Genomic DNA, 17,912 nt, shown 5'->3' with positions numbered 1-17,912 from the left:
CCATCGCTGGATCACTCATGTTGTACCAGTTCTGCATAAAGTGAATGCGCAGCATGGTAGCGAGAGGGTATGGACGCCGACCATTGCCAGCTTTTGGGTAAAACGGCTCAATCTGAGCTTCGAGCTGTAGCCATGGAATCAGCTCATTCATCCGACCAAGGAAGAGCTCTTTGCGAGTCTTGCGGCGTTTGCTGGTAAATTCGGTATCGGCGAAGGAAAGCTGATTCATGTCATTCGGTCTTGAGGTAATGGTCAGATCGGCATTGTCTCATATTGGGGACTTAATCGCAGTTTCCTTAGCCTAAGGGAACTGATCTCACCCCGATTGAAGTATTATTAAATAAGCGTGTGTCACTTATTGCTGCAATCTAGGCTCGTATAGTTTTTTCAATCTCCTATGGGCACGGGCAATCGTAAAATTCTTATTCAGAACATATTTATCAATAACAATTCGGAATAGCTTTTCTGTCTTTTCGTCAATTAAGGCACCTGTACCTTCCATATAGACACACGGTCGGCCAAGCTTTTTATCTTTTACTGTTCTTTTGATTCCTTTCGCACCTGAGTTTTTGTAGTCTGGTAACAGGGCGTTTGGTGTTTGACCTCGCTGCCAATAGCGACGAATCAATTTATACAAATAAGGGCGCGAAACTTTCCCTGTAGCCAGTATTTCGGCTATATGTTTCGTTCTGACTTTCTTGACATAGAACCGTGGGTCTTCAACTTAGTGGTGAGATAACCAAGTAGTTTTTATCACGAATTGCTGCATCTTTCGCCCCTTCTTCCGGTAATAAACTTTGAACATACTCATACGGATCATCCACGCGGGTCATCTTTTCCTGCAACAACAGATCATTGAGTTGCTCAATTCTGGCGAAGTCTGGCAAGGCTTTAGAGTCATCCAACGATATCCAGACGACTTGACGCTCAATAGAAACAAGGATTCGATACAACTTGTCCTGCAGGTTTAAAACTTCGTTAACTTGAAACACGCCACACCTCCTGCAACACACGCTGGCCTTCAGCAACTAAATCTGAGCAACGTAACTCAGTGAATGGCTTTGTGATGTCAAAATGAAAGAAGCGCTGTGCCAATAATCGTTTGAATTAAAATAAGGCTTCTACTGGATCGAAGTCATAAGCGGTGTCCAAGCGAATGCATAGGTCGATAACCCTAAGGCTTTTATCCTGAGGAATCTGCTTTAGAAACAATGAAAAATAGGTCAGTAGCTCGTCCTGGCTAGCATCATCTTCGATATGGTTGTAAAGAACACCAATGCTCTCAAAAACAGGCCTAGGTATTTGATTCTCATTCACTAGAAAGAAAGGGACCTCTTTTTCAGCCCAATATATGCGCTCTATTTGCAACTTCTCCACTGTTCTAGAATCTTGAAAGCACTTCCACTCTTCACCTGAACAGCAAACCTTGGCTTGCTCCTATCTTCGGAATCTACGACAAAATCACTACTCATATATTGATCCACACCCTGAAAATTTGGATGCTCGACGCCAAGTTGATTACATATTTCTCGGGTTAACTCCCGATCTAATGGAAATTGCTCGCAAATGTCGGTGGTTATTGGTCGCCATTGGAGGAAGAAGAAAGTAGCGAGTTCGAGGTCGGAAAGGAGATGATGGGTACAAAATTCTGTGTGATCGACCTTGGGAGGGTACGTCACGTATAGTAAGCCGTCGGGACCTGATCTCTGACCCCGGCCTTCTTAGATCCAACACTCATTTTTAGCTTCTGAATTCCAGTATTGCTTCTTGCCCATACTAAATTGCCATCTGAATTAACTTATTTCTAAGTTAGTTCAAATGGCAAAAATTAACAACTTTATTGTTCACCAACAAGGGCATGTACGACCATAATAAAGTTTGATAAAAAAATAGCTGTTTTTGGTACATCAAACACCTAAAGTTTGATATTTTTTTCAGTCAAGGATGCTTGGGTCCGATAATAAAGTTTGATATTTTTATCGTATGCCAACTACGCATTCAAAAATACATTTTACATGCTTATTTTTTTAAACTTAAAGGATGCATCTCATCTACTTGGGCTGCTGGAAAATAATCGCCGCATCACTTCAGGCAGTATCATAAGCGCAGCAACATGTGCTTAATGCAAAATTGATTATTCTGAACTTCAAGCTGTTCAACATCTTCAATGGCGTCGAAGTTACAGCCCTCCCGCAGATCTTACTTATCGTCATACCAGAACACGATGAAGTGCTTTTGAAATAGGCGCTCCAAAGCGGACTGACAGAGTTAGTTGTCATATTAACAACTCCTCTTCTACAACCTCTTCATCAATGCCGTCTTCAACATCAACCATTAATAGACCTTCTGTCATAAATACGCGAGATTTAAGGCGAGTTTTTAATGCGGCACGACGCTGTTCATAGAAGCTCTGAAACTGATCAAATTCTAGGCTGGTATTTTCATTCACCAATAAAATCTGCTTTGATAAAGTAACGCCTTCATATCCAAGCCAGATGGATAAAGGTTTGTCTTTTTTTGACATATTTTGTGAATCATTCAATAAATGCAGATTGGCAATGCTATTCCAATGCCCAGGATTAACATAAAACGCCATCAACTCATCATTCTCTTGCAAGAATTCATAACTGCGTAAGGCTTTCTTTTCAAAACCCGATTTTGGGTGCAAGTGATCTATGTGAAAGGTCTCAGTTGGATTCATTTCAGGAAATAATAAATGCAGCAACGCTCGACAACGACCCTCTCCATACTGAATATCCAATAATTTATCCAAATACTCCGCATCAAAACGTAGATCTTTATTCGTACCTTTGTACTTATCAATAATGGCGCCCAATGGGAAAACCTCAGCATTAAGGTTAACTTGGAGCACTTCTCGCATACCAGAAAGAATTGTATCTGCCTGACCACCAAATACCCCTTTAAGCAGAACCATATAGAACCACTGACTAATGGGTTGACGCTGTTGGCTCTCTTTGCGAGGTTGTTTATCGATAAATAAAGCGGTTGACCTCTGGATTGCTTTCTATATAGGTAATAACAAATTGGGATAACTGCATTCTTAGAGGTTAGCGATTGAGGGTTAATGCCAAATCGACGGACCAGTTTAAACGTTTCTTTAATGCAGTGCTTAATCTCATCCCATTGTTCTTGAATAACTGTTACCTGTTCAGCCTTAAAGTTTTTCACCTTAAACTTCACATCGGATTCTGTAAGCATTAAACAGGTTTTCAATATCCAGTCTCTCCCCAGATAAAACCCCATATCCGAGCGTTGATTTATCTCTTTAACCAGCGAGTCAACCTCTTCTCTAAAGTTACCATCCCAATTGGCAACCGCAATAGACATTAACAGGTCTGAAAAATCCAGTTTTGTACCACCACTATTAGTCCTAATAAAAACATCCAGAACATGGTCTATCTCTTGGCTTTTTTCATTGAAATAATGAATGTTCTTCTGACAACGAATCACGTCATACAACAGGGACAAAGTCTCTTCAGCAAACTCGTTATCTTCTAGGTTGTGTTCTGCAAGATAAGGGCGAACGATCTCGCGCCATATTCTGGTTCCTCCTTCTACCTGGGGCAAGCGCATGATGTTATGCAAACAATACCAATGATGCCTATCTTCACTTACGTTAATTGACGCTTTGTATTGTTTGTCCGTCAAAAACTTAAAGTTATAGTTCATTAAAGCATCATCATCTTCTACCTTTAGGGGATTGAAAAGATCAAGGTAGAGTTTACGGGGTGGTAATAACGCATCGTCTTGAGTGTTAGGCCACCATACCCTAGGTTGCTTATAAGCATACGTACTACACAGACCTAGATATAAAGAAGTTAGTCTTTGCTGGCCATCAATAACAGCTTTAAAGTCTTTAAAAGTCGCATCGGTTGGTGCAAGAGGATTCTCTTCATTAAAGCGCTGGCAATAGCCTTCAATGAATTTATAGAATTTGTAGTCATTTTTAATCTTATCTTCTTTTACTTCCCACAGCATAAAGCTGTTGATGGGATAGCCACGCATCAAAGAATCAAACAGCACACAAATTTGATGACTACTCCAAACAAATTGACGCTGAATAGCGGGCAGTAGAAAATCACTACTGCGAATACTCTCTATTGCCTCTACAATGCTTATTGCTTTTTCGTACTGCCCAGCCATTACTAATCCTCGCAAATTCATTTGGTTCTGACCTTTTTGGCTATAGAGGCTTTACCTCTATAGCCGTTCATGAGGTCTTCTTAAATCCCTTCAGTTTCTCGCGAAGATCACTAATCCATTTGTCTTTATATGCCTCGTTTGTGCGAACTTTCCCTTTCTCTTTTAGAGACGGATGCCTGCAAGGGCTGAAGAAGTTGCACCGCTCGTTTATGAAGCTGTGAGTCCACTGAGCCCCCTTATCTGAAAAGTTCTGAAGAATTTTATGAAAATTCTCTGTGGCGTCTTCTTTTAGGCCTAATATTAAAGTACTGGCCCCTTTAGGTTTTTCTAGATTGTTTGTATCTGCTTCTACCAGAATCAAGTTACTACCCTTAATATCTAAAATCGCCACAAAATACTTAAGTCGGTCCTCATATTGCGTTTGATAAACAACCCTGCTGTTATTAGAAGGCTCTGGAAATCTATAACACTTAGCTTCCTGAACAAGCTTAATGCCATCAGATTTTGAAACTTCTTCAATCACTTCTGCAAACAAACTGAATTTCTGAGGCAAATCAACAGTCTCTGTGACCTCATCATCTTGATTAATTGAAGGACTAAACTCCTGTGCATCACCGTCTCTCTCTGCCATACCGATGCCTGCCTTTTCTTCTTTGGTGTCTCGATCTTCAGTAGACGGCGCACGTTTATAGCTTTCAGCTTTCTTCTCTTTAGATGATTTTACGCTTTTAATACCAGAGCAACTAAAAGAAAAGCCTTTTAGTTGCTCGTTGTGAAGTCGTTTTCCTAAACCAGGTATATCCCCAAGATCTAGCTCAGGATCAATATCATCTGCTGGGACATGACCATTTTTCGAAGTTGCCACCTTACTTTTAGCGCGTTGATCTTTATTTTTGGGATGGTTAACCAAAACATCAGATGCGTTCTCATTTAAGACTGCCTCTACAACCCTTTCTACACGAGCTACCTCTGCAAAATTTTCTTCTGGATCAGTTAGCACAGAGACCTCGAGTTGCCAGTCTTTTAGATTTGGTGGGACAAATTTAAACCCTAATTTCCCCGCATCATTTTTAAAGGACTCAAAGACAGAAAATGCACTCTTCTTAGCTTCTCCATCAAGTAACATCCAAGCTAAATGCGTTCTCTTACTTTTTGTACCTATAAAGCTAACAGGGTATTTAGTACTTTCAGGGAAGCGGATTTCGATTGGCAACTGATTGCGATTTACGAACGCTAGAGCGCTTAAACCATTGGCAGTGTAGGCGGCTCGAACAAGATGCGGGTTATGAAAAAATAACGTTCTAGCTAATTCAAAACCTGAAAACTTCATCAGCCCCTTATCTGTTTTATAGTAATATTGGTAATGATCTGAGCCTTTATCGACACGCTCTAGACTAATAATGTGAATTAATTGTCTCTGACACTGAGATTGCGAAACAACTTTTTTATCTTTAAATGATAGCCCAGGTGCCAAAAAGCTAGCCATTTCAATAGGCAAGGATGATGTGACGCCATCTTTCCACTCAATGGCGACAAAGATATCTTTATTTTTCAGCAAATTTTTAGATCGAAATACCCCGTGAATTTTAACCAGTTCTGTGTCTCTGGGTAGGTAACTTAAAGCAGGAAACCATTTCGAAATTTTCTCTGATAATTCGTCGCGTAGCTTCCCGAATCCGTTTTTCGCTGAGTCCAGCAAGGCGTTCAATTTCATATGGTCTTGGAATAGGCTCGTTAAAGTTGATGGCATTAACGATAATAGCGAGAACACGACGAACTTGGAACTCCTCAATAGACTCTGTGTATTTGATAAAAAAACATCGACACAGCGGTAACTTAGAAAGATGCTTACCAATTCCCCAACGCATTTTAGTTTGAGTAATAAACCATTGCTGAGTCATTCTTGGTAATGATAATTCATCAAAACTGTTGCTGCGGATTTTTAAAAGCGTCCTAACCACTTCTAGATCTCGTTTCTTCCAATCGACAATTCGACCACGGTTGTTCTTGAACGGGGTGGGAAGATTCTCTTTCAACCATACATTATCGAATCGATAAAGCCATGAGTACACTCGAACTCCTTCCCTCGTTGCTCTAATATCCTTGAGAGATGCGTTCTCTTTTTTAAGATTATGCCAAACTGCCCTATACTCAGACGCTCTTAAATCAGCTTGAGAAGAGCTATATACTCTCTTAGTAGACTGCACCCTAATACTTGATGCCACGCTAAAAACATCATTCAGCTTCCAATTCGGAAAGAGCGCTTGTAGGCACAGCAGGTGATGTAGATAAGAGAAGTGCTTTCGATGTTTGCGAAAAAATGTCTGAAGCCACGTTACCCCTCCCACAAGATCTAGGCCGCATTCTTTTAAGAATCTATCCCCCCAATACTGGCTAAATTGACTTTCAACCTGATGATGCTCAACACCCTTAGTACTTTTTAACCCAACTTCTCTGAGTCTTGCATCATAAAATGCCGTCCACTGATCTGGTGATATATACGGAAAAGACTGATGAAGCAATCGATCAATATTACTAGCCAGATCAACTAGTATTGGTTTTTCACAGACTTCAGCAGCAGACGGTCTCGACATAGTTAAGAGACTCGAAGCCTCTATAAATGAGTGACGACGACTTGGTTTTAAATCAAACTCTGAGTTAACTAAGGCACATCGATGCGTTAAGCAAACTGTTACGCCTGGTAAATGAAATTGCCGTCTCCAGTAACTGTAAGCATACTGCTTCATATCCCCGTTGAAGCAAATTGGACAATATCGGTAGTAAGCTGGAAATACCAAAGAAGAAGCGTTAATTCCTGTTTTCAGCATTGAATGGCTTTTAGAGTCAAAAGCTAAATCAGAACAAATGGCTGCATATCTACTAGGTTCAATAAATGACTTAAACACAGGAAGTATTGAGTGTTTTTCTAGCATTTCATCGGTAGTTGCAGGCCATAAGCGCCAGACCTGTCGAGATAAGTCAGAAAGGTGACCTTGAAGCAAAGCCGAAGGCACTATATTTCGGCTTCCAAAAAGCAGCTCAAGTGCTACTTTATCCTCGCGTATGCCTTGCCTAGAAATAAAACGAGCTAAGACACTGCCTAGTAGCTCATCATCATGTGGTACTGGAAATTGGTAGATCATCTATCACCCTATGGCGAAAGATGAATACAACTAAGCGCTATCGTTGCTTTTAGTAGCAAGCAGCTCTGAAATCAAATCTTTCTTACTCTCATCATCGAGCTTAGAAATTAAGCAGGCCAACTCAGCACTTAAATCATCTTCACAAAAGAAATAATTCAGTGGCACATTAAGCTCCGCTGCAATCTTTCTCAGCGTCGCCACATCAGGTACATGTCTGCCTTTCTCATAGTGATTCATACGGCCACTAGCAGAACTCGCGTCCATACCTATTTTGATCCCAAGCTCTTTCTGGGAAATGCCGATCTTTTTGCGAGCTTGCTTGAGCCGCAGTGGTATTGGGTTATCTGACAAAATGGTTTCATCTTTAAAGTCTCACATACTTAGATTGTCTAAGTTTTACTTATTTCTGTATACTTAGCAATCCTAAGTTTTCAGTTTTTTGAGACATAAACATGACATCTAAACCATTTTCTTTGAATAAAGCGTTCAAAGAACTCTTACAACGTGTGGAAGGAACCAGCATCAAGCGAAAGGAACTCATCCAGTTGGCCACGAATACAACCGAATTGAACTTGGTCCAATCAACCAGATTTATAGCAAAGAACGTTAATATACTGACGACAAAAAACCTAATAACGGCCAGCGGGGAACGAAATGCTCGAACCTATCATTTCACCGATTCACTGCTTACATTACTTGATCAAAAAACGTGCGACTCAAAACCGAATGATGTCTGCCATACTGAAAGCGAAGTCAGACAGCAAGAGACACTACTTAAAATTGAAGAAGCAAAAACGAGCACAGAATTAAAAATGATATTAGGTGAAATTGAGGCTTACATGGATTTTCTGACTAAGTATCCAGCTAATCGTCAGATCATTCAAAAGCTATTACATCAAACAAAAGAACAGTCGACTCAACTTTATGGACGCTTAAACGCACTAAAAAAAGTTATACAAGAAACGAATATGAAGAGTGATAAGGCATGTTAAGAGAGTGGCAAAAACGCTGTGTAAAACAAGTTTTAGAACGATATCAGCACCAACCAGACGCTCTAGTCCTTGCCACCCCAGGTTCAGGTAAAACTATCATGGCAAGTTACGTTGCCAAATCCCTCCTCGATGAGCGCAAGGTAGACTACGTTATCTGCTTTTCACCTTCTAAGGTTGTCTGTCATAGCATCCAAAAAACATTCAGGCACACTTTAAAAAGACCATTTAATGGTCAGCTAGGTGCACTTGGAACTTCAATCACTTATCATTCCATGGCAAATATCAATGAACTGCTTAGCAACCTAAGCCTAAGTCGTGTACTTGTGATCTTTGATGAAATCCATCATTGCGCAGGTGATGGCGAGTCACCTTCAAATACTTGGGGAATACAACTACTTTCGACAATTCAAAAGCTAGCTACTTACACATTATCGTTAACTGGAACACCGTGGCGAACAGATACCTTACCCATTCCTTTAGCGCGCTACTCTGACCCCGAAGGCAATATTCAATGTGATTTTTCTTACGGTCTCAATGAGGCCATAAATGACAGCGTCTGTCGCGTTCCCTTTATTACAGCAATTGATACAGACCAAGTCATGGTTCGCAAAGGTCAAGAAAGTAAAACATACCACAACATTTCAGAGTTACTTGAAAGTGGTGATATCAGTTATCGTATGATTTTAAAACAGCCTGAAGTCATCACCTACATGCTTTCTCTTAGCATTCAGAAGCTCGACAAACTAAGAATCAACAGTCCGAATTCTGGTGGTCTTATTGTCGCTTCGTCATACCAACACGCCTTACAAATCCAATCGATTTTATATGGTCACTTTGGTAAAGAAGCCACACTAGTTTCCTATAGGCTGGATGATTCACCTGAACTTATTAATCGCTTTCGCGAAGATACCAGTGAATGGATCATCAGTATCGCCATGATCAGCGAAGGTACTGATATTCCAAGACTGCAAGTTTGTTGCAACCTTACCGATGTTACGACAGAGCTCTACTTTCGCCAAATCCTCGGACGTATTCTCAGAATGACCAACAGCCAGACGACAATTGGGTATATGTTTATCCTAGCTGAGCCCAATTTATTGGATTACGCAGAGCGGCTAAACGAAACCATCCCTGGATCCTACAACTATCAAAAAACAGAGAGACTACTTGATAGCTTGGATACATCAAATTTTACTAATATTAATCGAAATAGTGATTTGCATAAAATATCATTTGAATCTGACATTAACCTTGGTGATATCACTCTAAACGATGACCAAGAGATTGTTGGATGTGCCTCTTTGACTATGTTTACGATGTCATCGTTCAAATCAAGGATTATTTCCTATCATCTATAAAAATTAGACACATATTTTTTATGATGAAAATAACTACCAATTCTACTTAAGAGGCTATTTTTTGAAGAGCAGAAATAAAAAAGCTTTGATACACCAACTTTGGTGTTGACATTATCTAAATAACCCTTTGAATTAAAATGACTTTTTCCTATTCTCACCTGGCAGCCATTGCTGCCTCAACTTTAGCCATTTGCAGCGCCTCTGGTCAATTGCCGAAAGGAAATACTGGCTGTTCTTGAGGCATTAGCCACCACACTTTCAACTTTGTAATTACCGACCTGTGCCGTATAAGCATTTGGCTGGTATGTGGTTCTTTTGCGTACGTTTCTGGCGTTGGTGGTCACGATGGCTTTATCAATTTCAATACCGTTGGCATCTATTCCGTAATGGACTGCGGCCATGCTCAGTAGGTATTTTAAGAACAACTCCGAGTTATCAAGTTGCTTCTGCGTCGCCTGTGGCTTGGGACTATCGGATTTAAGATCGAACACTAAAGCCCGTTTTTGTTCGGTATCTTGCCACAAAATAATAAGGTCACAGCCTTTATTCACGCCTACATCGTTAGTCGATTTTACATAGAGTGAAAGCTGTTTATATTTCTGCTTATCTTTTTTGGGCTGATAATCCAAGGTAAAGGCGAGTGCATTGTCGGGTATATGCTCGATATACAACTCCGCTACCTTGCTATCAGCCCCTTCCTCTTTCAGTTTTAACTGATTTTTTGCGGTGTCATAGTTGATAACCACATCAGGGTTGATGATTTCCTTCATCGCTGCCAGCATGCATCACTCCTTGATACCGTAATAAATTTTATCGGCCAGCTCGTTGGCTTTGGCGATTAAGTTATCAAACACTTCCATATTGATACCGTACTTGTCTACTTCAACAGCATGTATCTGGTGATCGCCTTTTAGGCTGTAGGCTTTGATTTGTGCAGGTTGTAGCAGATCTAAATCAGTCATTTTTTCTAAATTCATGATCTGCTCTTTATTTTCTATATCTAAGTTAAGCATCACGCGATTGTTGAGTTCGCGAATTAAATAATCGCTATGGGTTGTCACCAGCACTTTTACGCCAGAGTTCACTAAACGCGCTAACAACCCCGCCATTTTGCGCTGGTTGTCTGGGTGCAAGTTAAGCTCTGGCTCGTCGATGATCAACATGCCGTTTTTCTCGGCCAGTGAGTTGATGTAGTGATCGATCAAAAACAGCGACTTAATGGAAGAGGATGCCACATAAAACGGGATGACAACTTTATCTCGACCACGCTCTTTTTTGGGCATGTACACCAGTTGTTTATTTAAAACTTTAAATGATCCACCCAATAATTCCTGTAGTGAATCACGGATTGGCTTGCAATCATCTTCTACGCGAATATAACTTTTTTGTTTACTGTCGTTTTCGTAATCGCGAACTACGGTAATGTTGTCATGGATCGGCCGAGCATAACGCGCGCGCATGCTGTTTAGCAGATCAATCGGGTTGACCTTATCGCCGCTGGTAAGATGCTCAATGATGGCGTTTTTACTGGTATCTAGCTCTTTGTAGAACAAGGAAATGCCAGTGCGTTCTGATGTCACCACAAAGGGACGCGGCAATAAATCGGCAAACAAACAATCGGCAATATGGTCGCTAATCACATCATCCAAAATCTGGTTAGGAACACGGCCCCCGCTTTTGGTTTGGAAAGTGACCGATAGCACAGTTTCATTTTCGGCCTTGTAAAAGCTTAACTGTTCTGACTGCCCAAAACTCACGGCTTGTTTAAACTCATTGGTAAAGTCAAACACTAGCTGGTCGTGGCTAAACTCGGCTTTCGCACCGTTAAAAAAATCTTCCGGTACGTTGAAGTAGCGCGGCAAGTTTTCAGAAAACTCTGAAGAGGCGTTTTTAAGGTAGCTCGCTAATTTCGCTTGATAGTCGGTTAACTCAATCAATAGCGTGCCTTCGTCGCGCAGTTGCGCTAAACGCTCACGGGACACCGACAAATCAATCCACTGCTTAAAATGGCGTAACAAGCCATAGATGGCATAGCTAATATAGGTTTTGCCCATATTGTTAGGGCCGCAGATTACAGTTAAATCACCCAGCTCAACGGTGCCGCTATCAATACCGCCTAAGTGTGCAAAGTTAAATTTCATGCTGCCTCCTGATTAAGCGGTGTTGTTTAAGGTTTAACATTTAACTCGCCTCCCCAACGGTGACTTGGCCGTTCATTAGCATGGGAAGAAGCCAGTCCTGTAATGAAGCGAGCTTTCTGTTTTCCAGAGAGTTTCGTACAATTTGTTCAATGAAATACTTTGTCGCTTCATTAAATTTATTTAACAACTCTTCACTTGGATAAACATGCAAGAGGTCAACTGCATCAATAGGGCTTAAGTTTTTTTGAGAGCTGCCTGTCGCGATTTTTTCCAATCTTGCTCTTGATTCAGGCCTTAAAAAATATAAATAAAAATAGTTCTTCCATTTCTTATCACAAACAAACTTACCCACACGCTGGTTCAGTAGCAAATCTTCTTCGTTTACAATGCAAACTCGACCCACATTGCCAGTAAGCGACATCAAAATATCGCCTATATTTAATACACAAAAGTCTTGCATCCCTTTTGGTACCGAATCAACAAAGTCTGTTTTGTCAGTTGCCAGCCCCTCTGACTGCACATTTTTTATGGTTATTACTTTATATTTTCCGTTCTCTTGATATGTAGATGAATCAAAAGGGAACCCTGAACCGAGAGTTAAGTGTTGTGATAGCTTTTTCACTTCCCACCCCTCTGGTATTTCCCGCTTTAGGGTTGGGTTGTAGACCATTTTGCCGCCGGTGGTTTTGTAGGGTTTACCTTGGCCTTGTGGTGAGTCGTCGGGGAAGTCGAACTGTACAAACCAGTAGTCGTACAGGGTTTTAGCCATGGCTTCCAGCTCGGCGTTGATGCGGTTGTTGAGTTCGATTTTTTCATTTAATAGATAAAGAAGATCACCCGCTTTTATTTGCTCATTATATTCGGGTAACAAAAGATCCAAATATGAAAATATAGCCTCGTTCAAGCTTGCTCTAAGCGTCATGACAGCGTTGTTTGTCATGGTTTTTCTGAACATTGGGCTTCTTAGGTAAAAGGCCATGAATTTCGAGTATGTGATATTAGTTTGTGTTGGACGAAGTCGTTTCAAAAAGCCACTATACGAAGCATTTGGGTAATCCTTGATAGCTACACAACTCATCGCGAGTTCATCAACCACTTCGCTGGTTCGTGTAAGAAAAATATCACCGGCCTTTATCGAGTATGTCTCCTTTTCCTTATCAGACGTGTCCATCAAGTCGGGCAACGCATCTGGTACGAAATAGTTATTGAATACCACAGAGAACGATAGGAATGGACTGCCATGCCCAGCTTGGTCTTTTGTAGACGATATGCCGGAAGACATAGTGTATAGGTCACAAAATCGATGCTTCTTGAGGTTACTCATACTTCAACCCCGCCAACTGCTTTTTAATCTCAGCTTCCAATTCACGAGACTGACTAAACAGGCTATCTAAATTGCCGGTAAAGCCCTGCAACTTTTCGGCAAACTGCTCTGGAGTAATATCCACATATTCGATTTTGACATCAAAGTACTGGCCCGCACTTAATGAGTAATTTTTTGCTTCGATGTCGCTGTAACTGACCGCAACAGAAAAGTCTTCTACCGCTTCTTTGGCGTTAAACACATCAATAATCTGTTGTTCTTCGTCGGCGGTTAATACGGTTTTTTGGTTTTTACCGTCTTTGACTTTTTCCCCTAGGTTAGAGGCATCCACCAGTACTACATCGCCATTGTTGCTGGCGTCGATAAACAGAATAGATACGTTCGTGCCTGTGGTGGCAAAAATATTCGATGGCATAGACACTACGCCCGCGAGCATTTTGTTTTTCACCAAATGTTCGCGAATGCCTTTATCTATACCCGATTGTGCGGTGATAAAACCTGTGGGCACAACGACTGCGGCTTTGCCGTTGGGTTTAAGTGAGGCAATGATGTGCTGCAAGAACAATTGGTAGATTTCCATCTTGTCCTTGGCTTTGGCTTTAATCTTTGGAATACCCGCAAAGAAACGCTCTTTATTTTCTTTGCTATCCAGCTCATCTCTAAAGTCGCTAAAGTCGAGCTTAAATGGCGGGTTGGAAACAATGTAGTCAAAGCGTTTTAGCTCTTTGCCGTCTTTATGATAGGGATGCAGAACCGTATTACCTTGGATCACATTCGGGATTGAGTGCACCAAGTTATTTAAGATCAGGTTTAAACGCAGCAGGTTGGATGATTTTTGCGAAATATCCTGCGTGTAAATGCTACAGCGGTTTTCACCAATGGCGTGCGCCACGTTCATTAATAATGTACCTGATCCCGCCGATGGATCGTAACAAGCCACGTTACGCACTGTGCCGCGTTGCTCTTTAGGCACTAAGATTTCCGCCATAATGCGTGCTACTGCATGGGGGGTAAAATACTCTGCGTATTTGCCGCCGGAGTTGCTGTTATAGTCTTTGATCAGGTATTCAAAGATGGTGGCGTAGAAGTCGAATTTTTGCGTAAATATACGCTCAAAGCTGAACTCCACCAATTTGTTAATGATGGCGCGGCAGAAGGCATCGCGCTTGGAATCGTCAGCAATGTATTGGCTGATACGGTCGAACAGCACCACTTTTGCGCCACCATCGGTTTTTACCGCGAACACATCGTTATTGCTAATGGCAATGTCTATTAATGTATCGTCGAACAGTTTGGCAAAATCCGGCGCGTTTTGTTGGCTAAACAAGTAGCTGATAAAGTGCTGCGGCTTTAGCCGTGCGGTGTCGCCGCCCATTTGCAATTGCAGCATGTCGAGGTCGTCTTCGCTCATTGCTGCCAGCGCTTCTTCCCATTTATTGGCTTTGGCGATGCTGTCGTCGAGTTTTTTCGCTTCAAAAGCGAACTTGTCGTTTAAAAACTTGTACAAAAACGTTTGGGTAATGATTTTAAATTCGTTACCGTCGTTACCTAACCCATAGTTGGCACAGATGCTTTTTAAGCTATCAATCAGGGTTTTGGTTTTTTGCTGAAATTCTAATTCAACCATTTGGTGTTTACTTCCTAATCAGTTCTACCCGCATTACCACGCTTGGCTGCCGGTATTAAATTCTTTTAAATATTCCGCGACGACGAGGTGATTAATATACCGTGAGGCGTCGGCGTTGAGTTTGATGTTTTGTTCTTTCATAAAGCGGCCAATCACCAGCGGCATCATTTGCCGTTCGAAGTAGCTTTCGTTATCCAGCACTTGGCTGTTGTTGAGCACTTGCTCGTCGGCATCTTGTTTCACGCCTGCCAATGCTTCAAAGATTTTGCGTTCCGATTCGCTAATATCGCTTTGGCTTTGCTGGCGCTCTTGCAAGCGTTTGTGAATACGGGTGTATTTGGCATCGCCTAAGTATTTTTGCCGCAGTTGGTTGTTTTGGCGGTTGAGCTCTTTAACGCGGTCGTGAATTTTATTCAGCGCGTCGATATTGGCCACCATTTCGTCTTGAGTCACTTCGCTTAAGTTTTTCTTCTTAAACAGCCGCTCTAGTTCTTCTTTCAAGCTTATGAACTGCGGATCTTGCTGGTCAAAATTGCTGGCCAGTGCCTCGCGGGTTTGGCGCAGGGTGTTTTTCAGCTTGTCGGCCAGAACCAGCTCTTCTTCGCCGATTTTTACAAACTTGAAGATCACGTCTTCTAAGGCGCGGTTGAGCAAGTTACTGGTGTCTTCACCGCTTTCTAAATCGTTTTTAAGGTTGAGTAAATCTAGATGGTTACTGGTTTCGCGGTAAAGCACATTAAGCTTGGCAAAATCCAGCTCATCGAGAAAGTCATACTCGCCTTGCAAGCGGATCAAGTTATACAAGCTGCGAGCATCGGCTAAGGCTTTTTTGAGTGCCAGTACGGTGTCGCGGTCTTGTATTTGGCTGATCTGGTTGCAGAACTCTTCCATGTTGTCGGTATCAAAACGGAACAGTACGTCTTTGATATGCTCGATTTCTTGTTTGATCTCTTCCTGAGATTTAAACAGGTGTGAGTAGTGCTCCATTTCATCGCCCAGTTCCGACTGTAATTCGTCAAAATAGGCTTTGTTGGTGGCATCAAACTCTTTACGAATATCGGCAAAATCGACCACATAGCCGTAGCGGAAGTCTTTGTAAGTGCGGTTCACTCGGGTGAGCGCTTGCAGCAAATTGTGCTTGCGGATCACCCGACCAAGGTAGAGCTTTTTCAGGCGTTTGGCGTCAAAACCAGTGAGCAGCATGTTATACACAAACAAAAAATCGATTTTGCCTGCCTTAAAGTCTTCAACCCAGTTTTTACGCTCTTCTTTGGTGCCAATGTCGTGCAGAATCAAGGCGGCGTTTTTTACCTTTTGGGCTTGTTTGGCAGACTCTGCATAACTGGTTGGCGCAGGCTCAGCGACTTCAAGCACTTCGGTTTTTGAGTTGGATGTTTGCGGCAGAATAGGCGTTTCGGCATAAACGCCATTGAAGATTTCAAACATCTGCTTGGCTTGATCTGAGCTGTCGCAAATGACCATGCCACCAATGGTTGTATCGTTTAATGCACCACGGCTTTTTTCAAAGTCGTTTACGATGTAAGTCAGCATGGGCTCAACAAAGCTTGGGTGGGCGTAAATCAGCTTACGATCCACATCGCCCATTTTCACTTCGGCTTCTTCAAGGGCTTTTTGCAGCTCAATTTTGTATTGAGTGCTGATCTCTTCACGGATTAGGCGCAAGGTGTAACCGTCGGCAATGGACGCGTTGTAGTAGTACTTGTGAATGTAGTCGCCAAACAAGGCGCGTGAGTTGTAGTCATCTCCCAATAGCGGCGTACCCGTTAAGCCAATTTTAATGGCGTTGCTGTCTGACTGGCTTAAGTTGGCTAAGAAACTGCCTTTGGGGTTATAGCTGCGGTGAACTTCGTCTAAAAAATACACGCGTTGGATCGCGACGTTGTAGTCTTTGGTGCTGACCACATCTGGGTCATCTTTAAACTTTTGAATATTCACCACGGTGATTTCTGGCTTGCCAGAATGGTTATGGATCACCTGTGTGGCTTTGATGTCACGAGTAAAGGCATCCCGTGAGTTGATGGTGTGTACGGTTAAACCACGGGCGGTAAATTCGCGTTGCGCTTGTTGCAGTAGGTCTAGGCGATCAACAATAAAGTAAAACTTAGGGATGACGTGCTGCTTTTGAAAGTAGTCGGTTAAAAAGCGCACGTTGTAAAACGTTAGGGCAGTTTTACCACTGCCTTGGGTGTGCCAAATTATGCCTTTTTTAACGCCTTCACTGAGCTTGCGCTCAATGGCTTTAGTGGCAAACAACTGCGGGTAACGCATAATGTGTTTTTGTAACCCGTCTGACTCCGACACATACGCCAAGGCATAACGCAAAATAAAGGCTAAGCGCTCACGGCTGAGTAAAGAGGTACAAATGCGGTTGGTTGGGCGCTCGGGTTGCTTGTTGGTTTGGAACTCTGGATTACTGCGGATCACTTCCAGATTGTTGTCTTTTAAGACTTTTAGCTCGTCATCGTCCGATACCTGCTTCAACAAGGCGGTTAAGTTTAAGATTTTTTCTTCGCGGAAATAGTTAAATACCGGCTTATGGTAAGAACTACTGGCATAGAACGCACCTTGCACGGGTTCTGGGTCGCCGTCGTCGTACTCCATGTTATTGGAGAAAATCATAAACTGGGTGATATTGGCAAAACGCTTGAACTTAGGGTTTTGAAAGCGTTTATTGATGCGATCACGCTCAGCCAAAATGCCTTCACGGTTATTGGGCTTTTTCACCTCGATAAACACTAACGGCATACCGTTGATAAGCAATGTGATATCTGGGCGGAACTCTTCATCACCGTTTTGACACGTTAGCTCGGTAACAACATGGAAGGTATTGTTATTAAAGTTTTCAAAATCGATCAGCTTGGTATTTGAACGCTCTGACAGGCGCTCAAAGAAGGCTTTGCCTAAGTCTTCGTTATCAAGTAATAGTTTGACATCTTCCAACAAACGACCGGCTTCAGCATCTTCAATACCAGGGTTAATTTTACCGATAGCCGTTTTGAATACGTCAGGGAAGATATTGGTGTCGAGATCCCAGCTTTGCCCTTTAAGTGATAGGTATTGGTAGCCTAGACGCATTAGATGAAGAATTGCAGGGATTTTTACCCGACTATCTTCATTAAATTTATTGGTATTGAAGGCCATA

17 protein-coding genes are annotated in these 17,912 nt (G+C 42.0%); 2 read left to right on the top strand and 15 right to left on the bottom strand.

Translation table 11 applies throughout. The features are described from left to right. From C0J08_RS03305 to C0J08_RS03265, 10 genes are all read right to left on the bottom strand, one after another. Nucleotides 1-229, bottom strand: a 229-nt coding sequence (locus C0J08_RS03305; protein WP_212653825.1) for a transposase, incomplete at its 3' end; no start/stop codon positions are given. Nucleotides 230-355: 126 nt separating this feature from the next. After that, a complete protein-coding gene (locus tag C0J08_RS03300; protein ID WP_502711629.1) occupies nt 356-667 on the bottom strand; it encodes a hypothetical protein in 312 nt (103 codons plus the stop codon). Between the two features lie 52 nt (nt 668-719). Beyond that, the gene (locus C0J08_RS03295) at nt 720-992 is read right to left on the bottom strand and encodes a hypothetical protein (RefSeq protein WP_212654707.1); all 273 of its coding nucleotides are present in this window, start codon (nt 990-992) and stop codon (nt 720-722) included. Between the two features lie 115 nt (nt 993-1,107). Beyond that, nucleotides 1,108-1,377 carry a TnsA endonuclease C-terminal domain-containing protein gene (locus C0J08_RS03290; protein WP_212656379.1) on the bottom strand — a complete coding sequence of 90 codons (270 nt, stop codon included), beginning with the start codon at nt 1,375-1,377 and terminating at the stop codon, nt 1,108-1,110. Further along, a complete protein-coding gene (locus C0J08_RS22845; protein WP_212654706.1) occupies nt 1,359-1,679 on the bottom strand; it encodes a TnsA endonuclease N-terminal domain-containing protein in 321 nt (106 codons plus the stop codon). The genes C0J08_RS03290 and C0J08_RS22845 overlap by 19 nt, the downstream gene beginning before the upstream one ends. A 596-nt stretch (nt 1,680-2,275) precedes the next feature. Next, a complete protein-coding gene (locus C0J08_RS03280) occupies nt 2,276-2,761 on the bottom strand; it encodes a hypothetical protein (protein WP_212654705.1) in 486 nt (161 codons plus the stop codon). Then, nucleotides 2,698-4,164, bottom strand: a complete 1,467-nt coding sequence (locus C0J08_RS03275) for a DUF262 domain-containing protein (protein WP_212654704.1) — start codon at nt 4,162-4,164, stop codon at nt 2,698-2,700. Before C0J08_RS03275 ends, C0J08_RS03280 begins: the two co-directional genes overlap by 64 nt. 67 nt (nt 4,165-4,231) lie before the next feature. Further along, nucleotides 4,232-4,795: a Tn7-like element transposition protein TnsE gene (locus tag C0J08_RS22605; RefSeq protein WP_249344627.1), complete on the bottom strand. Its 564-nt coding sequence runs from the start codon at nt 4,793-4,795 to the stop codon at nt 4,232-4,234. Nucleotides 4,796-5,750: 955 nt separating this feature from the next. Further along, nucleotides 5,751-7,307: a TnsD family Tn7-like transposition protein gene (locus C0J08_RS03270; protein WP_212654703.1), complete on the bottom strand. Its 1,557-nt coding sequence runs from the start codon at nt 7,305-7,307 to the stop codon at nt 5,751-5,753. Between the two features lie 30 nt (nt 7,308-7,337). Next, complete coding sequence (locus C0J08_RS03265; RefSeq protein WP_249344487.1) at nt 7,338-7,658, bottom strand: helix-turn-helix domain-containing protein; 321 nt, start codon at nt 7,656-7,658, stop codon at nt 7,338-7,340. Nucleotides 7,659-7,759: 101 nt separating this feature from the next. Here C0J08_RS03265 and C0J08_RS03260 point away from each other — a divergent pair, with 101 nt between their 5' ends. Together C0J08_RS03260 and C0J08_RS03255 are read left to right on the top strand one after the other, a co-directional pair. After that, nucleotides 7,760-8,299, top strand: coding sequence for a VspR family transcription factor (locus C0J08_RS03260; RefSeq protein WP_212654702.1), 540 nt, complete (start codon nt 7,760-7,762; stop codon nt 8,297-8,299). Further along, entirely contained in the window at nt 8,293-9,657 is a 1,365-nt protein-coding gene (locus C0J08_RS03255; RefSeq protein WP_212654701.1) for a DEAD/DEAH box helicase, read from the top strand. Before C0J08_RS03260 ends, C0J08_RS03255 begins: the two co-directional genes overlap by 7 nt. Nucleotides 9,658-9,839: 182 nt before the next feature. Here C0J08_RS03255 and C0J08_RS03250 read toward each other — a convergent pair whose 3' ends face one another. Genes C0J08_RS03250 through C0J08_RS03230 form a run of 5 tightly spaced genes read right to left on the bottom strand, consistent with a single transcriptional unit; the run spans nt 9,840 to nt 17,911 of the window. Continuing rightward, nucleotides 9,840-10,439, bottom strand: a complete 600-nt coding sequence (locus tag C0J08_RS03250) for a hypothetical protein (RefSeq protein ID WP_212654700.1) — start codon at nt 10,437-10,439, stop codon at nt 9,840-9,842. A 3-nt stretch (nt 10,440-10,442) separates the two neighbouring features. Then, nucleotides 10,443-11,798 (bottom strand): AAA family ATPase, encoded by a 1,356-nt coding sequence (locus C0J08_RS03245; protein ID WP_212654699.1) that lies wholly within the window; start codon nt 11,796-11,798, stop codon nt 10,443-10,445. Nucleotides 11,799-11,838: 40 nt separating this feature from the next. Next, entirely contained in the window at nt 11,839-13,122 is a 1,284-nt protein-coding gene (locus C0J08_RS03240; RefSeq protein WP_212654698.1) for a restriction endonuclease subunit S, read from the bottom strand. After that, nucleotides 13,115-14,749 carry an HsdM family class I SAM-dependent methyltransferase gene (locus tag C0J08_RS03235; RefSeq protein WP_212654697.1) on the bottom strand — a complete coding sequence of 545 codons (1,635 nt, stop codon included), beginning with the start codon at nt 14,747-14,749 and terminating at the stop codon, nt 13,115-13,117. The genes C0J08_RS03240 and C0J08_RS03235 overlap by 8 nt, the downstream gene beginning before the upstream one ends. A gap of 33 nt (nt 14,750-14,782) precedes the next feature. Further along, entirely contained in the window at nt 14,783-17,911 is a 3,129-nt protein-coding gene (locus tag C0J08_RS03230; protein WP_212654696.1) for a type I restriction endonuclease subunit R, read from the bottom strand. Nucleotide 17,912 lies beyond the last annotated feature (1 nt).

The sequence above is a fragment of the Marinomonas sp. CT5 genome (genome assembly GCF_018336975.1).
Lineage (GTDB): Bacteria > Pseudomonadota > Gammaproteobacteria > Pseudomonadales > Marinomonadaceae > Marinomonas.
This window is presented reverse-complemented; position numbering and strand designations above follow the sequence as displayed.